Here is a 16635-nt window from a genome sequence, read left to right on the forward strand (position 1 = left end):
TTAATCTGCGATCGTAATTCAAGTCTCAAGGATGGATTCGATTGTCGAAGACGCCATTGAGGAGGCGGAAGGGGAGCAACAGTCCCCCGAGCAGAACCAAATGGGTGGTGCCACCAAAAAGGCAACTCCGTCGGGCACGATGACCGACGAGGAGCTTCAGGACGTACTCAAAGACCTACAGACTAACATCACCGTCGTCGGTTGCGGCGGCGGCGGCGGAAACACAGTGAACCGGATGGCCGAAGAGGGCATCCACGGCGCGTCGCTCGTCGCGGCGAACACCGACGTACAGCACCTCGTGGGGATAGAAGCGGACACGAAGATCCTGATGGGCGAACAGAAGACCAACGGGCGCGGCGCGGGGTCGCTCCCGCAGGTCGGCGAGGAAGCCGCCCTCGAGAGTCAGGAGGAGATCTACGACGCGATTCAAGGGTCGGACATGGTGTTCGTCACCGCCGGCCTCGGCGGTGGCACGGGAACCGGGAGCGCCCCGGTCGTCGCCAAGGCGGCCCGCGAGGCCGGCGCGCTCACCATCGCCATCGTCACGACGCCCTTCACGGCGGAAGGCGAAGTCCGGCGCACCAACGCGGAGGCCGGACTCGAAAGACTGCGCGACGTGAGCGACACGGTCATCGTCGTCCCGAACGACCGACTGCTCGACTCCGTAGGCAAACTCCCCGTCAAGCAGGCGTTCAAGGTGGCCGACGAGGTGCTCATGCGCTCCGTGAAAGGTATCACGGAACTCATCACCAAGCCCGGCCTCGTAAACCTCGACTTCGCCGACGTTCGCACCGTCATGGAGAAGGGCGGCGTGGCGATGATCGGTCTCGGCGAGAGCGATTCCGACTCGAAGGCCCAGGACTCCGTGAAGAGCGCCCTGCGCTCGCCCCTGCTCGACGTGGACATCAGCGGCGCGAAATCCGCGCTGGTCAACGTTACGGGCGGCAACGACATGTCCATCGAGGAGGCCGAAGGCGTGGTCGAGCAGATCTACGACCGCATCGACCCCGACGCCCGCATCATCTGGGGCACCTCCATCGACGAAAGCCTGGAGGGAACAATGCGCACGATGATCGTCGTCACGGGCGTCCAGTCGCCCCAGATTTACGGCCGTAACGAAGCCGAGCAGGCGAAAGCCAAGAGCCGGATGGAAGACATCGACTACGTCGAATAGTCGGCATCCACGTCGTGACACCCGCGATCCGTCTCCAATGCTTCGACGCCGACGAAGCACCATCAGAAGTCGAACGAACAGATGATGCGGGCGTAGGTCGTCTTCGCGTCTTCGTTTCTGACGCGACCCGTGGATTCGCGCCGGGCGCACCCCTTCGATAGCACCGGTCATCGACTTTCGGGCGAGTGTCCGCTGAGTGACCTTGGAAAGATAGAAAAAGCCCGATAGCCAAACACAACTAACAATGGACGTCAAACTCGACCTCGCGTCGTACGTGCGCGTGCTCAAACTGGCGAGTACGCCCTCGTGGGACGAGTTCTCGAAGATATCGAAGATCGCTGGCGCGGGCATTCTGCTCGTCGGACTGCTCGGCTTCGTCATCTACGCGATCATGAGCGCCTTTCCGGTGTAGGTGAAACAATGGGAATCTACGCAGTAAAGACCACGGCAAGCCAGGAACGCACAGTCGCGGACATGATCGTAAACCGCGAAGAGGAGGAGATTCACGCCGTCCTCGCCCCCGACTCGTTGACGAGTTATGTGATGGTCGAGGCGGACGACGACGCGGTCATCAGGCGCGTGCTGGAAGAGATTCCGCACGCCCGAAGCATGGTGCCCGGCATGAGCAGCATCTCCGAAGTCGAACACTTTCTCTCGCCGACGCCGGACGTGGAGGGCATCGCAGAGGGGGACATCGTGGAACTCATCGCCGGTCCGTTCAAGGGCGAGAAGGCGCAGGTACAGCGCATCGACGAGGGCAAAGACCAGGTGACGGTCGAACTGTACGAAGCGACGGTTCCGATTCCGGTGACGGTGCGGGGCGACCAGATTCGCGTGTTGGACAGCGAAGAACGGTAGTTCTTCTAGCTCCCGTTCGTTTCTCTCACGAGAACGGCGAGGAACGATACGTTCCTCGGGCCGTGCGCAAATTCGGAAGAGCGGTCGCTCCGTCCTCGGAGCTTTTTCACGTCCCCCGCCCGGCGTGAACCACGAACTCCAGCGCGTTGACGAGGTAGTGGGCGACGACCACGACCAGCAGGCTACCGGAGAGGACGAACGCGGCGGCGAGGACGCCGCCGAGCGCCCCCGTCACGAGGATTCCGCCCGTCCCTTGCGCGCCGTGTCCCACCGCGAACGCGACCGTGGAGCCGACCACGAGGAGCCACGGCGAGACGCCGTACCCCGCGGTCAGCGCGCCGACGAGCGCCGCGCGAAAGAGGAACTCCTCGAACCCGGCGATGACGGGGAGGACGACGCCGAGCAGGAGGAGCCACCCGCCGGGCGAGTCCGGCGTGAGCATCTCGCGCAGGCCGTCCTCGTAGTCGATGCCCAGCGCGTCTGCCCCCCGCTGGCCGAGTTCGTTCGCCGCGAACAGTGCCCCGCCGAGAGCGACGCCCGCGCCGAACTCCAGGAGGGTCGGCGACGCGGCTCCAAGCGCCGCGGGCGGAATCGCGGCGAGCACCGCAGCCCCGACCAGTACCGCGCCGAACAGTCCCTGACTCAGCGCGACGTTGAGGAGGAGCTTCCCCGGCGTGAGTTCCTCGGCCGGTTCGACGGCGGGGGTCGCCGGTTCGGCGGTGTGTCCGGACACTCCCGGTTTGGTCGCGTGGCCGGCAGTTTCCGACTCGCCGGCGCGCGTCGTCTCCGGTTCGGCGGTGTGTGCGACAGCCTCCGATTCGGCGGTTACGTTGTCGAGACGTGCGGTGCCATCATCCTCGGAACGTTCGACTTCGTTCTCCTCTCGCGGGCCGGCCAACATCGCCTGCGACGCTCGCGCCAATGCTATCAGGACGGCGAGGACGAGTAGCACGACGGCGGTGAAGGCGTTCCAGTTCGGCGCGGGCATTCGAACGCGAGTTGGACGGCGTGCGGGGAAAAGTTGTCTACTCCGCTTTCGACATCGTCGGGTGAGTTTTGAACCGCGGTGATCGGTGATGCTAGTCGAAAGCGCGCTCCTCAACGCGAAAAACGACGGAAAACGAAGACGACTCGGGAGCGTCGTTACTGCGGGCTGGGACGACCGGAGGTGCCGCCGATTTCGTGTTCGAGGGCGCTTCCGGTGATGTTCTTCAGGCGGTCGATGAGGCTGTCCTTCTCGGGTTCGCCCGCGAGGGCGACTTCGAGGACTTCGCTGATGTGCGAGACGGGGATGATCTCTATCATTTCCTCGTACTCCTCCTCTATCATCACGTCCTGCTCGTTGGACTTTGGGATGATGACCGTCTTGATGCCGGCCTTCGCGGCGGCCTCAATCTTGTGCGTCACCCCGCCGACCGGGAGCACGTCGCCGCGCACCGACAGCGAGCCTGTCATCGCCACGTCCTGCTGAACCGGCGCGTCCTCCAGCGCGCTGATGACGGCGGTGGCGACCGTGATAGACGCCGAATCGCCGTCCACGCCCTGCTGGCCGGCCTGCACGAACTGGATGTGCACGTCCTTCTCGCTGATGTCCTCGTCGCTGAACTTCTTGATGATGGCCGAGACGTTCTTCACGGACTCTTCGGCCATCTCCTTGAGTTGCCCCGTGGCGATGACGTTGCCCGGCCCCTGCGACGGCGTCACTTCGGCCATCACGGGGAGCATGATACCGGAGTCCTCGCCCATGACCGCGAGACCGTTGACGCGACCGACCACGTTGCCGTCGGAGACGGTGAGCTCGTAGTCCTTGCGCCGCTCGATGTAGTCGTCGGCGATCTGCTGCTCGATGGAGCGCGACCGGCGCTTCGCCTGCAATACGTGGTCGCGGGTCGTATACTCCGCGTCCTCCGCACGGGCGATGTCGCCCGCCACGCGGACGAGACCGCCGAGGTCGCGCAGTTTGAGCGTGAGGTGGTCTTTCCGCCCGGCGCGACGCTGGGCTTCGAGGATGACTTCCTCGACGGCCTCCGCGTCGAAGTGCGGGAGACGACCGTCCTTCTCGACTTCCTGCGCGACGAACCGCGAGTACTTGCGGCGCATCTCGGCCGTGTCCTCGATGGTGTCGTCCATGTACACCTCGTACCCGTACCCCTTGATGCGCGAGCGGAGTGCAGGGTGCATGTTCTCCATCGCGTCCAGGTTCCCCGCCGCGACCATGACGAAGTCGGTCGGGACGGGTTCGGTCTGCACCATCGCACCCGAGGAACGCTCGGACTGGCCGGTGATGCCGAACTCGCCTTCCTGAATCGCGGTCATCAGCTTCTGCTGGCTGCGGATGTCGAGCGTGTTGATCTCGTCGACGAACAGCACGCCTTTGTTGGCTTTGTGGATGGCACCCGGTTCCACGCGGTCGTGGCTGGGGGTCTCCATGCCGCCGGACTGAAACGGGTCGTGGCGCACGTCACCCAGCAGGGCACCGGCGTGGGCACCCGTCGCGTCCTCGAACGGCGCGCTGGTCACGTCGCTGTTGTTGACCAGCAGGTTCGGAATCATCGCGTCGCTTCCGCGGGAACCGTAGCGGAACGCGAGGTAGATGACACCTGCCGCGAGGATGCCGAGGAGCGGTCGCCCGGCGATGAGCAGGGCGTACCCTACCACGATGGCGATGATGACCCACATCAAGAACGAGCGCATCTGGTTGCGCTTGCGAGCCTCCTCTTTGTGGGCTTCGATGATCTGGTCGCCCTTCCCCGCGGGAACGGTTCTGACCTTCGGTTCGTTCCCATCGTCGGGATTGTGGTAGACGAGTACGTCCTGCAAGTCCTCCTTGGGGAGGAGTTGGCTCATCGCTTTCGCCAGCATCGACTTCCCGGTACCGGGCGTGCCGATCATCATCACGTGACGGCGCTGCTTGGCCGCCTTCATCACCACGTCACGGGCGTGGTCTTGACCGATGACCTGATCCACCAGTCGGTCTGGGATCTCGACCTCTTCCGTGCTTCCTATCTCTAGTCCACCGAGCAGGTCGTCTTCGGCAACGTCGTCGTTACCTTCGACGTCCACTTCGCTACCGAGGCTCTCGACCTCTTGCTCGGCTTCCTGCTCCGGTGGTGGTGCTTCGGTGTCGTTACTCATAGAATTCGTTCAGTGTAATCGAAAACAGGGCAGGCGAACTGATATACTTTCTCCCTCCGACTGCGAGTGCCGCTTTCTCGCGTCCACCTGTCACGGCGTGAGACTCCGAAGTCACGCTTCGACCGGGACTCGTCACCCTTATAAAAATGTTCCTCGTCGAGTCGACCATGACCCGCGGGTTCTACATCGGGCGCTTCCAACCCTACCACAACGGCCACCACAGCGTCGTCGAAAACATCGCCGAAGAAGTCGACGAACTCGTCCTCGGTATCGGAAGTGCGGGCGACTCGCACACCCGTCACGACCCGTTCACGGCGGGCGAGCGAATCATGATGATAACGAAATCGCTCGTGGATTTCGACCTCGTCACTTACGCGGTTCCCATCGAGGACTTGGACAGGAACTCCGTGTGGGTGAGCCACGTCCAGAGCATGAGTCCGGACTTCGACGTGGCGTTCTCGAACAACCCACTTGTCATCCAACTGTTCTCGGAGGCGGGCGTCGAAGTGCGCCAATCGCCGATGTTCAACCGCGACGTACTCGAAGGCACCGAAGTCCGCGACCGGATGATAGACGGAGGTAACTGGCGGAAACTCGTCCCCAAATCGGTCGTGGAGGTCATCGACGAGATCGACGGTATCGAGCGCATCCAACGCGTCAGCCAGACCGACTCGAACGGCGAGTGACGCGCCGAAACTCATCTGAGGTCGTCCTTTTCTGTACGACGGAATAAGGATGTCGACACCGCCGTTTTTACGGCCGAGTTCCTACGTCACCCTATGATAACCCTCTCATCGGACTTCGGCACCCCGTATCCGGCGGCGATGAAAGGCGTCATCCTCCGGCGTAGCGACGCCCGACTCGTCGACGTTGCACACGATTTTCCCCGGCAGGACGTGCGAGCAGCCGCGTTCTGGTTGCGCGAAGTACTTCCTTATTTCCCGCCCGCCGTCCACCTCGTCGTGGTCGACCCCGGCGTCGGCACCGACCGCGCGGCACTCGCTATCCGGACGGGCGACCACGCGCTCGTCGGGCCGGACAACGGCGTCTTGCTTCCGGTCGCCCGCGAACTCGGTGACCCGGAAGTGTTCCGAATCGAATACGGAGATGCGAGTAGTTCGACGTTCCACGGGCGGGACGTGTTCGCACCCACCGCCGCGCGAATCCACGAGGAAGGCGTCGATTCGCTCGAAACCCTATCCGACATCACGCCGACGGACGATTTCGAAGACCTGCGGTTTCCGGAACCTGCGGTCGGCGAGCGCGAGGCGACGGGCGAACTCCTCGTCGTGGACGACTTCGGGAACGCCGTCACGAACGTTCCCGGCGAGTTCCTCGACGTGGGCGAAATCGAGGCGAACGGAGCGCGAGCGCCGGTCACACCGTCCTACGCGCACGTCGAACCCGGTCAGCGTCTCGTGACGGTCGGCAGCCACGGAAACGTCGAACTCGCAGTGAACCGCGGTCGGGGCGACGAGGCGTTCGGAGTCGCGGTCGGCGACGAGGTTCGGTTGGAAAAATGACTATTCGGCGCGAGCGAACGCCGACCGTCTACACCCGCTTTTCGATATCGCGGACACCTTCCACCACCGACCTTCGTTCGAAGTAGAGGAGTTCGAGCAGCAACACGGCGACGGCGATACCGACGACCAGCGCGAGTATCCCGCTCTGGGCCGTGTAGAGGTGCCACAGCAACAGCGGCAGGAAGACGGCGCTTCCGACCATACCAATTGCGGGAATGGCGGCGTTTATCTCCTCGCTGTCGCGTTCCCTGAACGCGAGGTAGCTCATCGCGCCGAACACCACGATGAACGACAGGGACGCGAACTCGGTTATCGCTTCGAGGCTCCCGTACACCGTGAACGCTATCGTGAACAGGCCGATGATGACTAGCGTCCGCGTCGGCGGCCCCTCGGCGGAGGCGTCGCCGATTTTGTCCGGCAGGAGGTCGTCCGCGAGCATCCCCTTCGAGAAGAGCGCGGTGCTGAACATGGTCGCGTTGATGGCGCTAGCGGTCGAGAGGAGCGCCGCGACGCCGATGAGGACGTAGCCGATCTGCCCCGCGAACCGCCGGGCCGCGATGGCGAGCGCCACGTCCGGATGTTTGGCGACCTGGCCTTGACTCACGAGGCTGATGGTCACGAGCGCGACGGCCATGTAGATGAGCGTCGAGACGGGAATCGAGAAGTACACCGCCTTCGTGATGTTCTCGACCGGGTTCTCGATGCTATCCTGGTCGTACATGAGCAGTTGCCACCCCTCGAAGGAGACGAACGAGACGGCGGCGGCGACGAACGGCCCGACAGGGTGACTCATCGCTTCCGAGACGCCGAGTTTCAACTGGCCGTGCGTGTAGGCGAACCAGATGCCGACGATGCCGAACAGCACCACGATTCCGACCTTGAGCACGACGAGCACGTCTTCCGCCACGCCCGACTCGCGGACGCCGACGACGTTGAGGCCGACGAATCCGGCGACGACGAGCGCGGACATGATAGGTCGGGTCGGCAGCCCGAGCACCGGAATCGTGGACAGGCCGAATATCTGGCCGAAGTACGCGCCGAAGGCGAACCCGTACATCGCCATCGTGCCGATGTAACCGACGACGAGCGTCCAGCCGACCATTCCGGCCAGCGTCGGTCGGTTGACGAACTCCTCGATGAACGTCACCGACCCGCCCCGCGAGTCGCTCAATCGGTTCAGTTTGACGTAGGAGTAGCCGGTACACATCGCGACGATACCGGCGGCGAAGTACGCGATCCACGCGGTCGGGCCCGCGACCTTGGCGACGACGCCCAACACCGCGAAGATTCCGCCGCCGATGATTCCGCCGAGCGCGAACGAAACCGACTCTCCGAGACCGAGCGTTCCCTCACCCATGCACCTCCCTTCCGCCCCTGTCGTTTTTACTGTTCTCGCCGAACCGGACTACCGATACTTCCACGCCCCCGCCAGCACGGGCCCGAATGCGAAGGAGACGACGACCAGAGCACGGCGAAGACGAGCGCGCCACTCATCGTGGTCGTGCCGAAAGAACCCCACGCTCGCGGTGTCGTACGTGTCGAGCGTGACGTAGAACGCGAAGAGCATCGGCGCGTTCGCCAGCAAGACGGTCGCGGCGATCGCAAGCGTTTCGCGGGTCGGATTTCGCCCTCGACGACTTCGAAGGGTGGCACGGACTACGGAACGGCGGTCTGACGTCGAAAAATGGTTCATTACACGACAATTCCAACGTTCGGACGTAAGTGTGCCCTTCTCTCACGACGCCCGTTCGTTGTCGAACCGCGAGGCGTACGAGACCAGTCCGAACAGGAGAATCAACACGCCGGTCGTCAACGCCATCCCGAACAGCGCCATCGTCGCGGGGGACATCTCGAACAGCGGGACGCCGAAGACGGCCATCGCCGTCCCGCGGTTCTGTCCGGTCGTACCGACGACGAATCCGATACCGCCCGCGACGAGAACGACGACCGCGGCGGTGATGAGAAAGATGGGGCGGCTGGAGACGATACGGTCGCTCATCGTCCGGAGTTGACGTTCAGGAGGGTTAGGGTTTGCTACTCGGGTGTGAACGTACGGTTTATAGGTGGCACCCTAACAGTTACGTTCTTCTCCCAACTATCACTCTTAGTGACAAGTAAACGACAACAGAGGGCAGTTCCACCGGAATGGCCCCGGCCGGAACCCGAGCAGGTTCGCGTGATGCTGCTCGGCACCTACCACATGGACAATCCGGGGTTGGACGAGTTCAATCTGAAAGCCGACGACGTCCTCGCGCCGAAACGACAGGAGGAGTTGCGGAATCTGACGAACCGACTCGCGGATTGGCGTCCCGACCGAATCGCCGTCGAACGCCCCTACGAACGACAGGAAGACGTGAACTCGCTTTACGAACGGTTCCGTTCCGGAGAGCGACGGTACGACCGGCGACCGTCGGATTCGACCGCCGATTTCCGTGAGCTGGAATCCGACGCCGAGGAGGAGATTCGAAGCGAAGTCGTGCAGGTCGGCTTTCGATTGGCAGACGAGTTGAACCACGACGAGGTGTACGCTATCGACGCCCCGATGGACATCAGCAATGAGGAACTCGAAGCGTTGGAAGAGCGCGACTTTCAGCCTGAATCAAAGATGGAGTACGACGTTCCGGACGGGAACGACGTCATACGTGGATGCCAAGAACGACTGGTCGATTCGATCGTCATCGAGTTCTTGCACTGGTTGAATCGGAGTCGTTCTTCCCGATTCAACCACGAACTGATGTTCGATAAGGGCATCCGATGGGGAGAAGGGGACAACTTCGGCGGGCCACGAATGCTGGCGGCGTGGTACGACCGCAACGTTCGCACGGTACACAACCTGTGGCGAGTAGTAGAAGTGGGCGACGAACGAGCACTCGTACTCGTCGGCTCCGGTCACGTTCGCGTTTTGCGGCATCTCCTCGACGAGTCACCGATGTTCTGCCCGGTGAGTCCGCTGCCGTACCTGCCGCACGAAAAATAAACGAAAACGATTTTTTCGCCGGTGCTTACTTCGCGGCGATAACGTCGTCGATGCGGGCGATCATCGTCGCGGCTTCGGTGGCACTCTCGACGGCCTCGCGCTTGACGGCGGCGGGGTCGATGACGCCCGCCTCGACGGGGTCTGCGATTTCGCCGGTCTCGCCGGAGGCGATGATTCCTGCGCGCCCCGGCGTGTCGTCGTTACCCGCGCGGAGGTCGACCAGCGCGTCGATGGGATCCATGCCGGTGTTTTCCGCGAGGGTGCGCGGGAGCACTTCGACGGCGTCGGCGAAGGCTTCGATGGCGAGTTGCTGGCGACCTTCGATGCCCGCGGCGTCTTCGCGGACGCGGCCCGCGATGTTGATCTCGGTCGCGCCTGCTCCGGGGACGACGTTGCCGGTGTCGACGGCGGAGGCGACCACGTCCAGCGCGTCCGTCAGTGCGCGCTCCAGTTCGTCGACGACGTGTTCCGTGCCGCCGCGGACGAAGACGGTGACGGACTTCGCCGCCGCGCCGCCCTCGACGAACGCGAGGTCTTCGTCGCCGTACTTTTCGACGTAGACGCTGTCGGCGTGGCCGAGTTCGTCGTCGTCGATGTCGTCCGGTTTGCCAGTGCGCTTGCCGCCGGTTGCCTGCGCGATGGCGGTCGTCAGGTCGTCGTCCACGTCCTCGAACGCGAGGATGCCGTGGTCGGCGAGGTACGAGGCGGTTCGGTCGTCGATGGAGGAGTTCGAGAAGACGACGTCGACGCCCGCGTCGGCGATGGCGTCGGCGAGGTCGCGGAGTTGGCGGTCTTCCGCGTCCATCGCGGCGGTGAGCTGATCGACGTTGTCGACGGAGTACTCGGCGTCGATGTCCGTCTCGCGGACGCCGAAGGTGCCGTCGGTGGCGAGGATGGTGGCGTCCTCGACCGAGCGCGGCATGTTCTTGTGCGCAGGGTCGGCGTCGGTGACGATGCCCTCGATGAGTTCCGTCGCGCTGGAACTCGACCCGACCTGCGTGTGGACGCGCACGTCGTCGCGTTCGACGCGGTCGTCGCCCTCGACGTGGCGGATGGCTCCGACGACGACTTCCGCGAGTCGTTCGGTCGCCACGTCGCCAGTTCCTTTGCCGGTCATGCTGGACTCGGCGACCTGCCGTAGGAGTTCGTCGTCGATGTCGGCGTCGAGTGCGAGTTCGTTGATCGCTTGCAGCGCGATGTCGCGGGCGCGGGCGTAGCCCTCCACGATGGTCGTCGGGTGAACGTCCTGTTCGAGGAGGTTCTCGGCCTTGGCGAGGAGTTCGCCGGCGAGCACCGAGGCGGTGGTCGTCCCGTCGCCGATCTCGTCTTCCTGCGTCTGGGCGACTTCGACGATCATCTGGGCCGCGGGGTGCTCGATGTCCATCGAGTCGAGGATGGTCGCCCCGTCGTTTGTGATGACCACGTCGCCGGAGTCGGAAACGAGCATCTTGTCCATTCCGCGGGGGCCGAGCGTGGTGCGTACGGCCTCGCTTACCGCTTTCCCTGCCGTGATGTTGGAGGATTGAGCGTCTCGACCGTGCGTTCTCTGTGTCCCCTCGCTGAGGATGAACATCGGTCGTCCGCCCATGCGTCGCTGTCCGAAGCCTGATTCTGACATCAGTATAACGAATGATTGATGTTCTATATAAACATTTCTACTGCAACCGCAGGATGCGACGGAACTGCACGCTCGTCCGTCCCCCGACCGATAGATTCAAACTGGATTATCCCCGAAAAATGGTGCGATGCTGGAACTGGAGCACCGCTTTCGCGTGGTGGACGTACACGCTCGACTTCCCGTCGAAGAACCCGTCACGGCGCGGGGGCGGGCCATCTCGCCCGAGAAGCTGGAGCGCGAGATGCATCAGGCGGGCGTCGTCGCCGCCGTCGTCTTTCCCGGCCCTCGTGAGGGAGAGCTATCTGCGGGCGAACAACGCCATCGCCCGGCGGAGCGATAAGCGCCCGTTCGTCGCATTCGCTCGCATCAACGGACCGCGCGACTGCGGAACTTCGGCGCGAGCCGAAAGGACTGGCACCCAGCGCCGGACGACATCGAATAGTACGCCTACGACGACCGGTTCCACGGCTTCAAGATCGACCCGACGTGCGACGGCCTGCCGGACGACGACGTGCTCGGCCAACTGGAAGACGTTGGCCTCCCTCTCATCGTCCACGCGGGCGAGGGATTTCCGCCCGGTGCGGCGGCGGAGACCCTGCTCGACCGGTCGTTCCCCGTCGTCCTCTCGCACTTCGGCGGCTATCCGCTGAACCGCGACCTGATGGACGAGGCCATCGACATGCTCGATTCGTACGACGATTGCTATCTGGACACGAGTTTCGTGCGCTACCGCCAACAACTGGAGCGCGCCGTAATGGAACACCCCGATCGCGTGCTGTTCGGCAGCGGCGCTCCGAACGCCCCTCGAACGTCGCGGTGATGGAGGTTCTGACGCTCGACGTGCCGGAAGACGCCATGCGGAAGGAGTTCTCGAAGAACCCGTCGCGGGTGGTGGCGGCGCTCGCGTCGGACAGCGAAAACTGAGTGACCGAAGACGGTTTTCGAACGAGAAATTAGAATAGCAACAGGAAATTGTGCACGCCCAGGAATCCGTACCACGCGCCCGCCGCGAGGTACGTGGTCGTCCGGAACGCCGCCGGGTACCCCTTCGGCACCCACGATTCGGGGAGCAGACGCTCGACGAGGAGGCCGCTTTCGGCGAGGATAGCCACGCCGACCACGGCGAAGAGGAGGGTGACGAGCGACCCGCCGACCATCCCGAACTCCTGCATGAGTTTTCGCGTGAGCCACACGGACTCGAACACGTCGTCTCGGAGGTGGAGGACGGTGATGGTGCTCACGGCGTCGAGCGTTTTCCCGCCGACGAGCACCGCCAGCAACCACGCTCGGTTCGGCGCGAACGACGGCCATTCGACCGCCGTCTCGTACCCTCCGGCGGAGCGGTTCGACATACGTCGACTTACGCCCGAACCCGACTTTGTTATGTCACGGTTAAGCAAGGTGCAGGGCGACGTTTCCGGGGACGTATCGGATTAGCCGACAGTTAGCCGCAGACGAAACGGTACGGAAAAACTACTTGACACGCTCCGCCGAACCTATCAACGAATGAGCGAGTTCGTCGTTCCGCCAGCACTCGAATCGGGGGACAAAGTCGCCATCGTCGCGCCGGGAACGAGCCACGCGGAGCTGTTTCCGCACGTCTACGAGTTGGGACTCGAACGCGTTCGGGAGTTCGGACTGAAACCGGTCGAGTTTCCGACCGCGACGAAGTCCCCGGAGTGGCTGTACGAGCACCCCGAAGCGCGAGCGACGGACGTGATGGACGCCTTCTCCGATCCCGAGATTTCGGGTGTCATCTTGGTCATCGGCGGGGCCGGCCAAGTACGAATCCTGCCCCATCTCGATTCCGACGTGCTCCGCGAGAATCCGACGCGGTTCTACGGAATCAGCGACAACACGAACCTCCAGACCGTGCTCTGGAACGTGGGCGTCGTCTCCTTCTACGGAGGTACTCTCTTCACCGAGTTCGCCATGCAGGGGGCGATGCACGACTACACCGTAGAGCATCTGCGCCGGGCGATATTCGAGGAGTCGTTCGGCGAACTGCGCCCCGCCGAGCGGTTCACCGACGAGGATTTGGACTGGGCCGACCCCGACGACCTCGACCGACGGCGCGAGATGGAACCCAATCCGGGGTGGCGGTGGCGCGGCGGAAGCGAACGCGTCACGGGTCGGACGTGGGGCGGCAATCTCGAAGTCGTCGACCTCCAGTTGTCGGTCGACCGCTACCTCCCTGACCCCGGCGAACTCGACGGAACGGTGCTCCTGCTCGAAACGTCGGAGGAACTGCCGAGCGAGTTCGACGTTCGCTGGACGCTGATGGGCATGGGCGAGCGCGGTCTCCTCTCGCGCTTCTCGGCTGTGCTCGTGGGGCGAGCGAAGGCGCGGTCGATGGACGTCGAGCGCCCCCCCGACGAACGCGAAGCGTACCGCGAGCGCCAGCGCGAGGCAGTCGCCGACCTCGTCTCCGAGTACAATTCCGACGCGCCGGTCGTCTTCGACCTCGATTTCGGCCACACCGCGCCGGTCGCCCCGATTCCGATCGGCGGCGTGGCGACGGTCGACCTCGAACGCGAGCGCATCGAGTTCTCGTACTGATAATAAGGTTCTAATAGCGAACGGGGCCTGAGTTAATACATGACCGTCGTCAGCGTCTCGATGCCGGACGAACTACTCGACAGAATCGACCAGTTCGCCGACGAACACGGCTACACCGGTCGGAGCGAAGTCGTCCGCGAAGCTAGTCGGAACCTCCTCGGCGAGTTCGAAAACCGCCGACTTGAAGACCGCAAGTTGATGGGTATCGTCACCGTCCTCTTCGATTACGAGACGACGAGCGTCGAAGAGCGGATGATGCAGTTGCGCCACGAACACGAGGGTCTCGTCGAGTCGAACTTCCACAACCACGTCGGCGACCACTACTGCATGGAGCTGTTCGTCATCGAAGGAACGCTCGACGAGATATCGACCTTCGTCGGCAAGATTCGCGCCACGAGGGACACGCTCACCGTCGATTACTCCGTCACGCCCGTCGACGACTTCAACCCGCTCGCCGAGACGAGTTGAGCGATTACGATTCCGCGGAATCAGTCGACCAGCCGAACTGAATCGCCGACCTCGACCGCCGACGCGCTTCCGGCCGGCAGTTCGAACATCACGTCCGCGTCTGCTTTTGCTCGCCCGAGCCACGGGCGCAGGCGTTCGACTCGCCGGACGTCTTCGTCCCGCGTCCACACCATGTCGAGCGGGAACGGGACGAACACCATGTGAACGTCGCGCGCGGCGGCGGCGTCGAATCGAAAGGCGAGGGCGTAATCGTCTAGAATCGACCGCCGAAACATCAGCCCGCGAGCCTGTGAGAGAAAGGGGTCCGCCGTCTCAACGTTCGTCGCCAGCGTCTTCGACGCTCCATCGGATTCGTGTACGACGCGCACGTCGCTCACTGTTCACGGAGGAGACAAAGCTTTTGTGCGATAGCGTCCCCACGAACAGAGCATGGAGAAGACCCCGTCGGGAACCGCCGTCGGCGTGGACGACCCCTACGACCACGCCGGACTCTGCGACCACCTGACCGACGAGGGGTTGTGTCGATACGCCTTCGAACACCCGCAACACGACCCCGAGTTCGCCCGCGAACGCCGGGAAGACGAGTTTGCGTGTCCGGTTGCGCGCGAGGCGGGCACCGCCTCGGAACGGACGACCGAGGAGCGAAGCGACTCGCGAGCGGATTCCGATGGCGACTGGAACTGGAGCGACTGTCCGCACTTCCGGTGTCGCAACCGCGACCGCCGGTGTATCCGATGCGGCCTCGAAGAGCGCCGGATAGCTCACTCGAACGAGCGACCGCTGCTCGAAGAGCACCACCTCTCGTACGCCGGTGAACTGCGTTCACCGAGCAATCAGACGCAGTCCGATGACGCGGGCGAGGGGGAGACGCTGAGCCACGAGATAACGGTCTACCTCTGTCGGTGGTGCCACGCCAAAGTCCACAAGTCATGGGCGCGCATCCACGACGACGTGAACCCCGACCCGGAGGCCATCGCCGAGGCGGAAGGCCGCCGGAGCAGGGAGCAGGTCGAAGCCGCGTTCGAGACCGCCGCGGATCGTTACGACGATTCGATGGAGTAGCATTTTCGTTCGACCGCTCGTGACGGGTCGTTCATCCACTCGTGTCGGGCCGTTTCTGATCCGCCCCTGATTGCCTCGCTTTTTTTCGCCTCGGAGCGGTTGACCGCCCGCTTCAACAGCGACGGTGTCAGTAATACCGAAATGATGAAGACGACCAGATACGCGACGAAAATCCGATTCCCGACGATTCCTTGCGAGACGCCGAGTGCGACGATGGCGATTCCGGACTCGGAACGCGGCAGCAACGCGAAGCCGAAGACCAGCGAATGTTCCCGAGGGCCCCCGGCGAGGAGGTTTCCGACGTAGCCCGCGACGAAGTTGGAGAGGAGACCGAGAACGGCGAACACGACGACGAACGAGTTGAGCGTCAATTCTCCCAAGTTCATCCGCGTCCCGATGGCGACGAAGTAGAGGGGGATGAATACCCCGTAGGCGATACCGTATACGTTCGACTGGAGGTCTTTGCCTTCGAGTCGCTCATTCGTCGAGACGATCAACCCGATGGCGAGCGCGCCGATGAAGTACGAGAGGTTCACCGCGTCGGACGCGTAACCGAAAACGAAGAGGAGGCCCAAAATCGCGATGAAATCCGCCTGGTCGACTTTGAATTTCGCGAGGAAGTTCGCTATCGGGTCGAGGAGGAACCGATAGAAGACGGCCACGGCGACGAAGAAGAGCGCGGCCAGTCCGAGCGCGGAGAGCGTCGCTCCCGTCCCGCCGCCGACGAAGAACAACGGAAGAATCGAGATGCCAAGGAGGCCGATGACGTCGTCGACCGCCGACGCGCCGAGAATCCACCGACCGTACTGCGTATCGAGTTTGTCGAGTGAGAGTAGCGTCCGAACGACGATGGAGACGGATGTCACGGAGAGGATGAGACCGAGATACAGGGTCGATTCGAGTTCGAAACCGAACCACGCTCCGATTCCGTAACCGACCACGAAGGGGAATATCACGCCCGAGAGTCCGATTATCAGAACCGGTCGAAACGCTGCGAGCAGTTGGTCTAAACTAATCTGTTGGTATCCCGCGTCGAAGAACAACAGGAGCCCGCCGATGGTCGCGATGAGGATGAACGGGTTGTTCTGATTCGTGTTGATGAGCACCAGCACCGACGGGCCGAGCAAGATACCGGCGACGATCTCCCCGAGAAATCCCGGCTCACCGAGACGCTCGATCGCTTCGCTCAGAACCAGCGAGAGCAGTAGACTCGCTCCGATGACGAGAAACAGTTCGAGCGAGGCCATCTACGACGACCACA

At 63.2% G+C, this 16635-nt stretch carries 18 protein-coding genes and 1 pseudogene; 10 read left to right on the forward strand and 9 right to left on the reverse strand.

Features of this window, described 5'->3' with window-relative positions; genetic code table 11:
• The first annotated feature begins 31 nt into the window (after positions 1 to 31).
• The 3 genes from ftsZ (at position 32) to LIW51_RS03365 (ending at position 2032) form a co-directional block, all read left to right on the forward strand.
• Entirely contained in the window at positions 32 to 1174 is a 1143-nt protein-coding gene (gene ftsZ / locus LIW51_RS03355; protein WP_227375821.1) for a cell division protein FtsZ, read from the forward strand.
• Positions 1175 to 1418: 244 nt separating this feature from the next.
• The gene (locus LIW51_RS03360) at positions 1419 to 1586 is read left to right on the forward strand and encodes a protein translocase SEC61 complex subunit gamma (RefSeq protein ID WP_227375822.1); all 168 of its coding nucleotides are present in this window, start codon (positions 1419 to 1421) and stop codon (positions 1584 to 1586) included.
• Between the two features lie 8 nt (positions 1587 to 1594).
• On the forward strand, positions 1595 to 2032 hold the full coding sequence (locus tag LIW51_RS03365; RefSeq protein WP_227355294.1) for a transcription elongation factor Spt5: 438 nt from the start codon (positions 1595 to 1597) through the stop codon (positions 2030 to 2032).
• Positions 2033 to 2138: 106 nt separating this feature from the next.
• Here the strand turns inward: LIW51_RS03365 and LIW51_RS03370 are convergent, their stop codons facing one another.
• Together LIW51_RS03370 and lonB are read right to left on the reverse strand one after the other, a co-directional pair.
• A complete protein-coding gene (locus LIW51_RS03370; RefSeq protein ID WP_227375823.1) occupies positions 2139 to 3020 on the reverse strand; it encodes a CPBP family intramembrane glutamic endopeptidase in 882 nt (293 codons plus the stop codon).
• 155 nt (positions 3021 to 3175) lie between these two features.
• Positions 3176 to 5167 (reverse strand): ATP-dependent protease LonB, encoded by a 1992-nt coding sequence (lonB, locus tag LIW51_RS03375; protein WP_227375824.1) that lies wholly within the window; start codon positions 5165 to 5167, stop codon positions 3176 to 3178.
• 167 nt (positions 5168 to 5334) lie between these two features.
• On the opposite strand from lonB, the gene LIW51_RS03380 reads away from it, so the two are divergent.
• A complete protein-coding gene (locus LIW51_RS03380; protein WP_227375825.1) occupies positions 5335 to 5853 on the forward strand; it encodes a nicotinamide-nucleotide adenylyltransferase in 519 nt (172 codons plus the stop codon).
• Between the two features lie 93 nt (positions 5854 to 5946).
• Entirely contained in the window at positions 5947 to 6690 is a 744-nt protein-coding gene (locus LIW51_RS03385; protein WP_227375826.1) for an SAM hydrolase/SAM-dependent halogenase family protein, read from the forward strand.
• Between the two features lie 28 nt (positions 6691 to 6718).
• Here LIW51_RS03385 and LIW51_RS03390 read toward each other — a convergent pair whose 3' ends face one another.
• Genes LIW51_RS03390 through LIW51_RS03400 form a run of 3 tightly spaced genes read right to left on the reverse strand, consistent with a single transcriptional unit; the run spans position 6719 to position 8689 of the window.
• Positions 6719 to 8047: an APC family permease gene (locus LIW51_RS03390; RefSeq protein ID WP_227375827.1), complete on the reverse strand. Its 1329-nt coding sequence runs from the start codon at positions 8045 to 8047 to the stop codon at positions 6719 to 6721.
• A gap of 48 nt (positions 8048 to 8095) precedes the next feature.
• Positions 8096 to 8383: a hypothetical protein gene (locus tag LIW51_RS03395; protein ID WP_227375828.1), complete on the reverse strand. Its 288-nt coding sequence runs from the start codon at positions 8381 to 8383 to the stop codon at positions 8096 to 8098.
• 42 nt (positions 8384 to 8425) lie between these two features.
• A complete protein-coding gene (locus LIW51_RS03400; protein WP_227375829.1) occupies positions 8426 to 8689 on the reverse strand; it encodes a DUF7520 family protein in 264 nt (87 codons plus the stop codon).
• 108 nt (positions 8690 to 8797) lie between these two features.
• Between LIW51_RS03400 and LIW51_RS03405 the strand changes: the two genes are divergently transcribed.
• On the forward strand, positions 8798 to 9667 hold the full coding sequence (locus tag LIW51_RS03405) for a DUF5694 domain-containing protein (RefSeq protein WP_227375830.1): 870 nt from the start codon (positions 8798 to 8800) through the stop codon (positions 9665 to 9667).
• A gap of 25 nt (positions 9668 to 9692) precedes the next feature.
• Here LIW51_RS03405 and thsA read toward each other — a convergent pair whose 3' ends face one another.
• Positions 9693 to 11255 (reverse strand): thermosome subunit alpha, encoded by a 1563-nt coding sequence (gene thsA, locus LIW51_RS03410; RefSeq protein WP_227376728.1) that lies wholly within the window; start codon positions 11253 to 11255, stop codon positions 9693 to 9695.
• Positions 11256 to 11412: 157 nt separating this feature from the next.
• Between thsA and LIW51_RS03415 the strand changes: the two are divergent.
• A pseudogene (locus LIW51_RS03415) lies at positions 11413 to 12209 on the forward strand (amidohydrolase family protein).
• A 29-nt stretch (positions 12210 to 12238) separates the two neighbouring features.
• Here the strand turns inward: LIW51_RS03415 and LIW51_RS03420 are convergent.
• Complete coding sequence (locus LIW51_RS03420; RefSeq protein ID WP_227375831.1) at positions 12239 to 12637, reverse strand: hypothetical protein; 399 nt, start codon at positions 12635 to 12637, stop codon at positions 12239 to 12241.
• Positions 12638 to 12791: 154 nt separating this feature from the next.
• Between LIW51_RS03420 and LIW51_RS03425 the strand changes: the two genes are divergently transcribed.
• Together LIW51_RS03425 and LIW51_RS03430 are read left to right on the forward strand one after the other, a co-directional pair.
• On the forward strand, positions 12792 to 13844 hold the full coding sequence (locus LIW51_RS03425; RefSeq protein WP_227375832.1) for a S66 family peptidase: 1053 nt from the start codon (positions 12792 to 12794) through the stop codon (positions 13842 to 13844).
• A 39-nt stretch (positions 13845 to 13883) separates the two neighbouring features.
• Positions 13884 to 14312, forward strand: a complete 429-nt coding sequence (locus LIW51_RS03430; protein WP_227375833.1) for a CopG family ribbon-helix-helix protein — start codon at positions 13884 to 13886, stop codon at positions 14310 to 14312.
• Positions 14313 to 14332: 20 nt separating this feature from the next.
• Here LIW51_RS03430 and LIW51_RS03435 read toward each other — a convergent pair whose 3' ends face one another.
• The gene (locus LIW51_RS03435; protein ID WP_227375834.1) at positions 14333 to 14680 is read right to left on the reverse strand and encodes a DUF192 domain-containing protein; all 348 of its coding nucleotides are present in this window, start codon (positions 14678 to 14680) and stop codon (positions 14333 to 14335) included.
• Between the two features lie 61 nt (positions 14681 to 14741).
• On the opposite strand from LIW51_RS03435, the gene LIW51_RS03440 reads away from it, so the two are divergent.
• Complete coding sequence (locus LIW51_RS03440) at positions 14742 to 15374, forward strand: DUF7097 family protein (RefSeq protein ID WP_227375835.1); 633 nt, start codon at positions 14742 to 14744, stop codon at positions 15372 to 15374.
• On the opposite strand, the gene LIW51_RS03445 is transcribed toward LIW51_RS03440, so the two are convergent.
• The gene (locus tag LIW51_RS03445) at positions 15353 to 16621 is read right to left on the reverse strand and encodes a cation:proton antiporter (RefSeq protein WP_227375836.1); all 1269 of its coding nucleotides are present in this window, start codon (positions 16619 to 16621) and stop codon (positions 15353 to 15355) included. The genes LIW51_RS03440 and LIW51_RS03445 overlap by 22 nt on opposite strands.
• Between the last annotated feature and the right edge of the window lie 14 nt (positions 16622 to 16635).

Origin of the sequence: Haladaptatus halobius (assembly GCF_020618475.1) — an archaeon.
GTDB lineage: Archaea > Halobacteriota > Halobacteria > Halobacteriales > Haladaptataceae > Haladaptatus > Haladaptatus halobius.

Excerpts from the sequence above, each read along its gene's own strand:
- ftsZ (WP_227375821.1), top strand. The coding sequence starts at position 32 with ATGGATTCGATTGTCGAAGACGCCATTGAGGAGGCGGAAGGGGAGCAA.
- LIW51_RS03360 (WP_227375822.1), top strand. The coding sequence starts at position 1,419 with ATGGACGTCAAACTCGACCTCGCGTCGTACGTGCGCGTGCTCAAACTG.
- LIW51_RS03365 (WP_227355294.1), top strand. The coding sequence starts at position 1,595 with ATGGGAATCTACGCAGTAAAGACCACGGCAAGCCAGGAACGCACAGTC.
- LIW51_RS03370 (WP_227375823.1), bottom strand. The coding sequence starts at position 3,020 with ATGCCCGCGCCGAACTGGAACGCCTTCACCGCCGTCGTGCTACTCGTC.
- lonB (WP_227375824.1), bottom strand. The coding sequence starts at position 5,167 with ATGAGTAACGACACCGAAGCACCACCACCGGAGCAGGAAGCCGAGCAA.
- LIW51_RS03380 (WP_227375825.1), top strand. The coding sequence starts at position 5,335 with ATGACCCGCGGGTTCTACATCGGGCGCTTCCAACCCTACCACAACGGC.
- LIW51_RS03385 (WP_227375826.1), top strand. The coding sequence starts at position 5,947 with ATGATAACCCTCTCATCGGACTTCGGCACCCCGTATCCGGCGGCGATG.
- LIW51_RS03390 (WP_227375827.1), bottom strand. The coding sequence starts at position 8,047 with ATGGGTGAGGGAACGCTCGGTCTCGGAGAGTCGGTTTCGTTCGCGCTC.
- LIW51_RS03395 (WP_227375828.1), bottom strand. The coding sequence starts at position 8,383 with ATGAACCATTTTTCGACGTCAGACCGCCGTTCCGTAGTCCGTGCCACC.
- LIW51_RS03400 (WP_227375829.1), bottom strand. The coding sequence starts at position 8,689 with ATGAGCGACCGTATCGTCTCCAGCCGCCCCATCTTTCTCATCACCGCC.
- thsA (WP_227376728.1), bottom strand. The coding sequence starts at position 11,255 with ATGGGCGGACGACCGATGTTCATCCTCAGCGAGGGGACACAGAGAACG.
- LIW51_RS03420 (WP_227375831.1), bottom strand. The coding sequence starts at position 12,637 with ATGTCGAACCGCTCCGCCGGAGGGTACGAGACGGCGGTCGAATGGCCG.
- LIW51_RS03425 (WP_227375832.1), top strand. The coding sequence starts at position 12,792 with ATGAGCGAGTTCGTCGTTCCGCCAGCACTCGAATCGGGGGACAAAGTC.
- LIW51_RS03430 (WP_227375833.1), top strand. The coding sequence starts at position 13,884 with ATGACCGTCGTCAGCGTCTCGATGCCGGACGAACTACTCGACAGAATC.
- LIW51_RS03440 (WP_227375835.1), top strand. The coding sequence starts at position 14,742 with ATGGAGAAGACCCCGTCGGGAACCGCCGTCGGCGTGGACGACCCCTAC.
- LIW51_RS03445 (WP_227375836.1), bottom strand. The coding sequence starts at position 16,621 with ATGGCCTCGCTCGAACTGTTTCTCGTCATCGGAGCGAGTCTACTGCTC.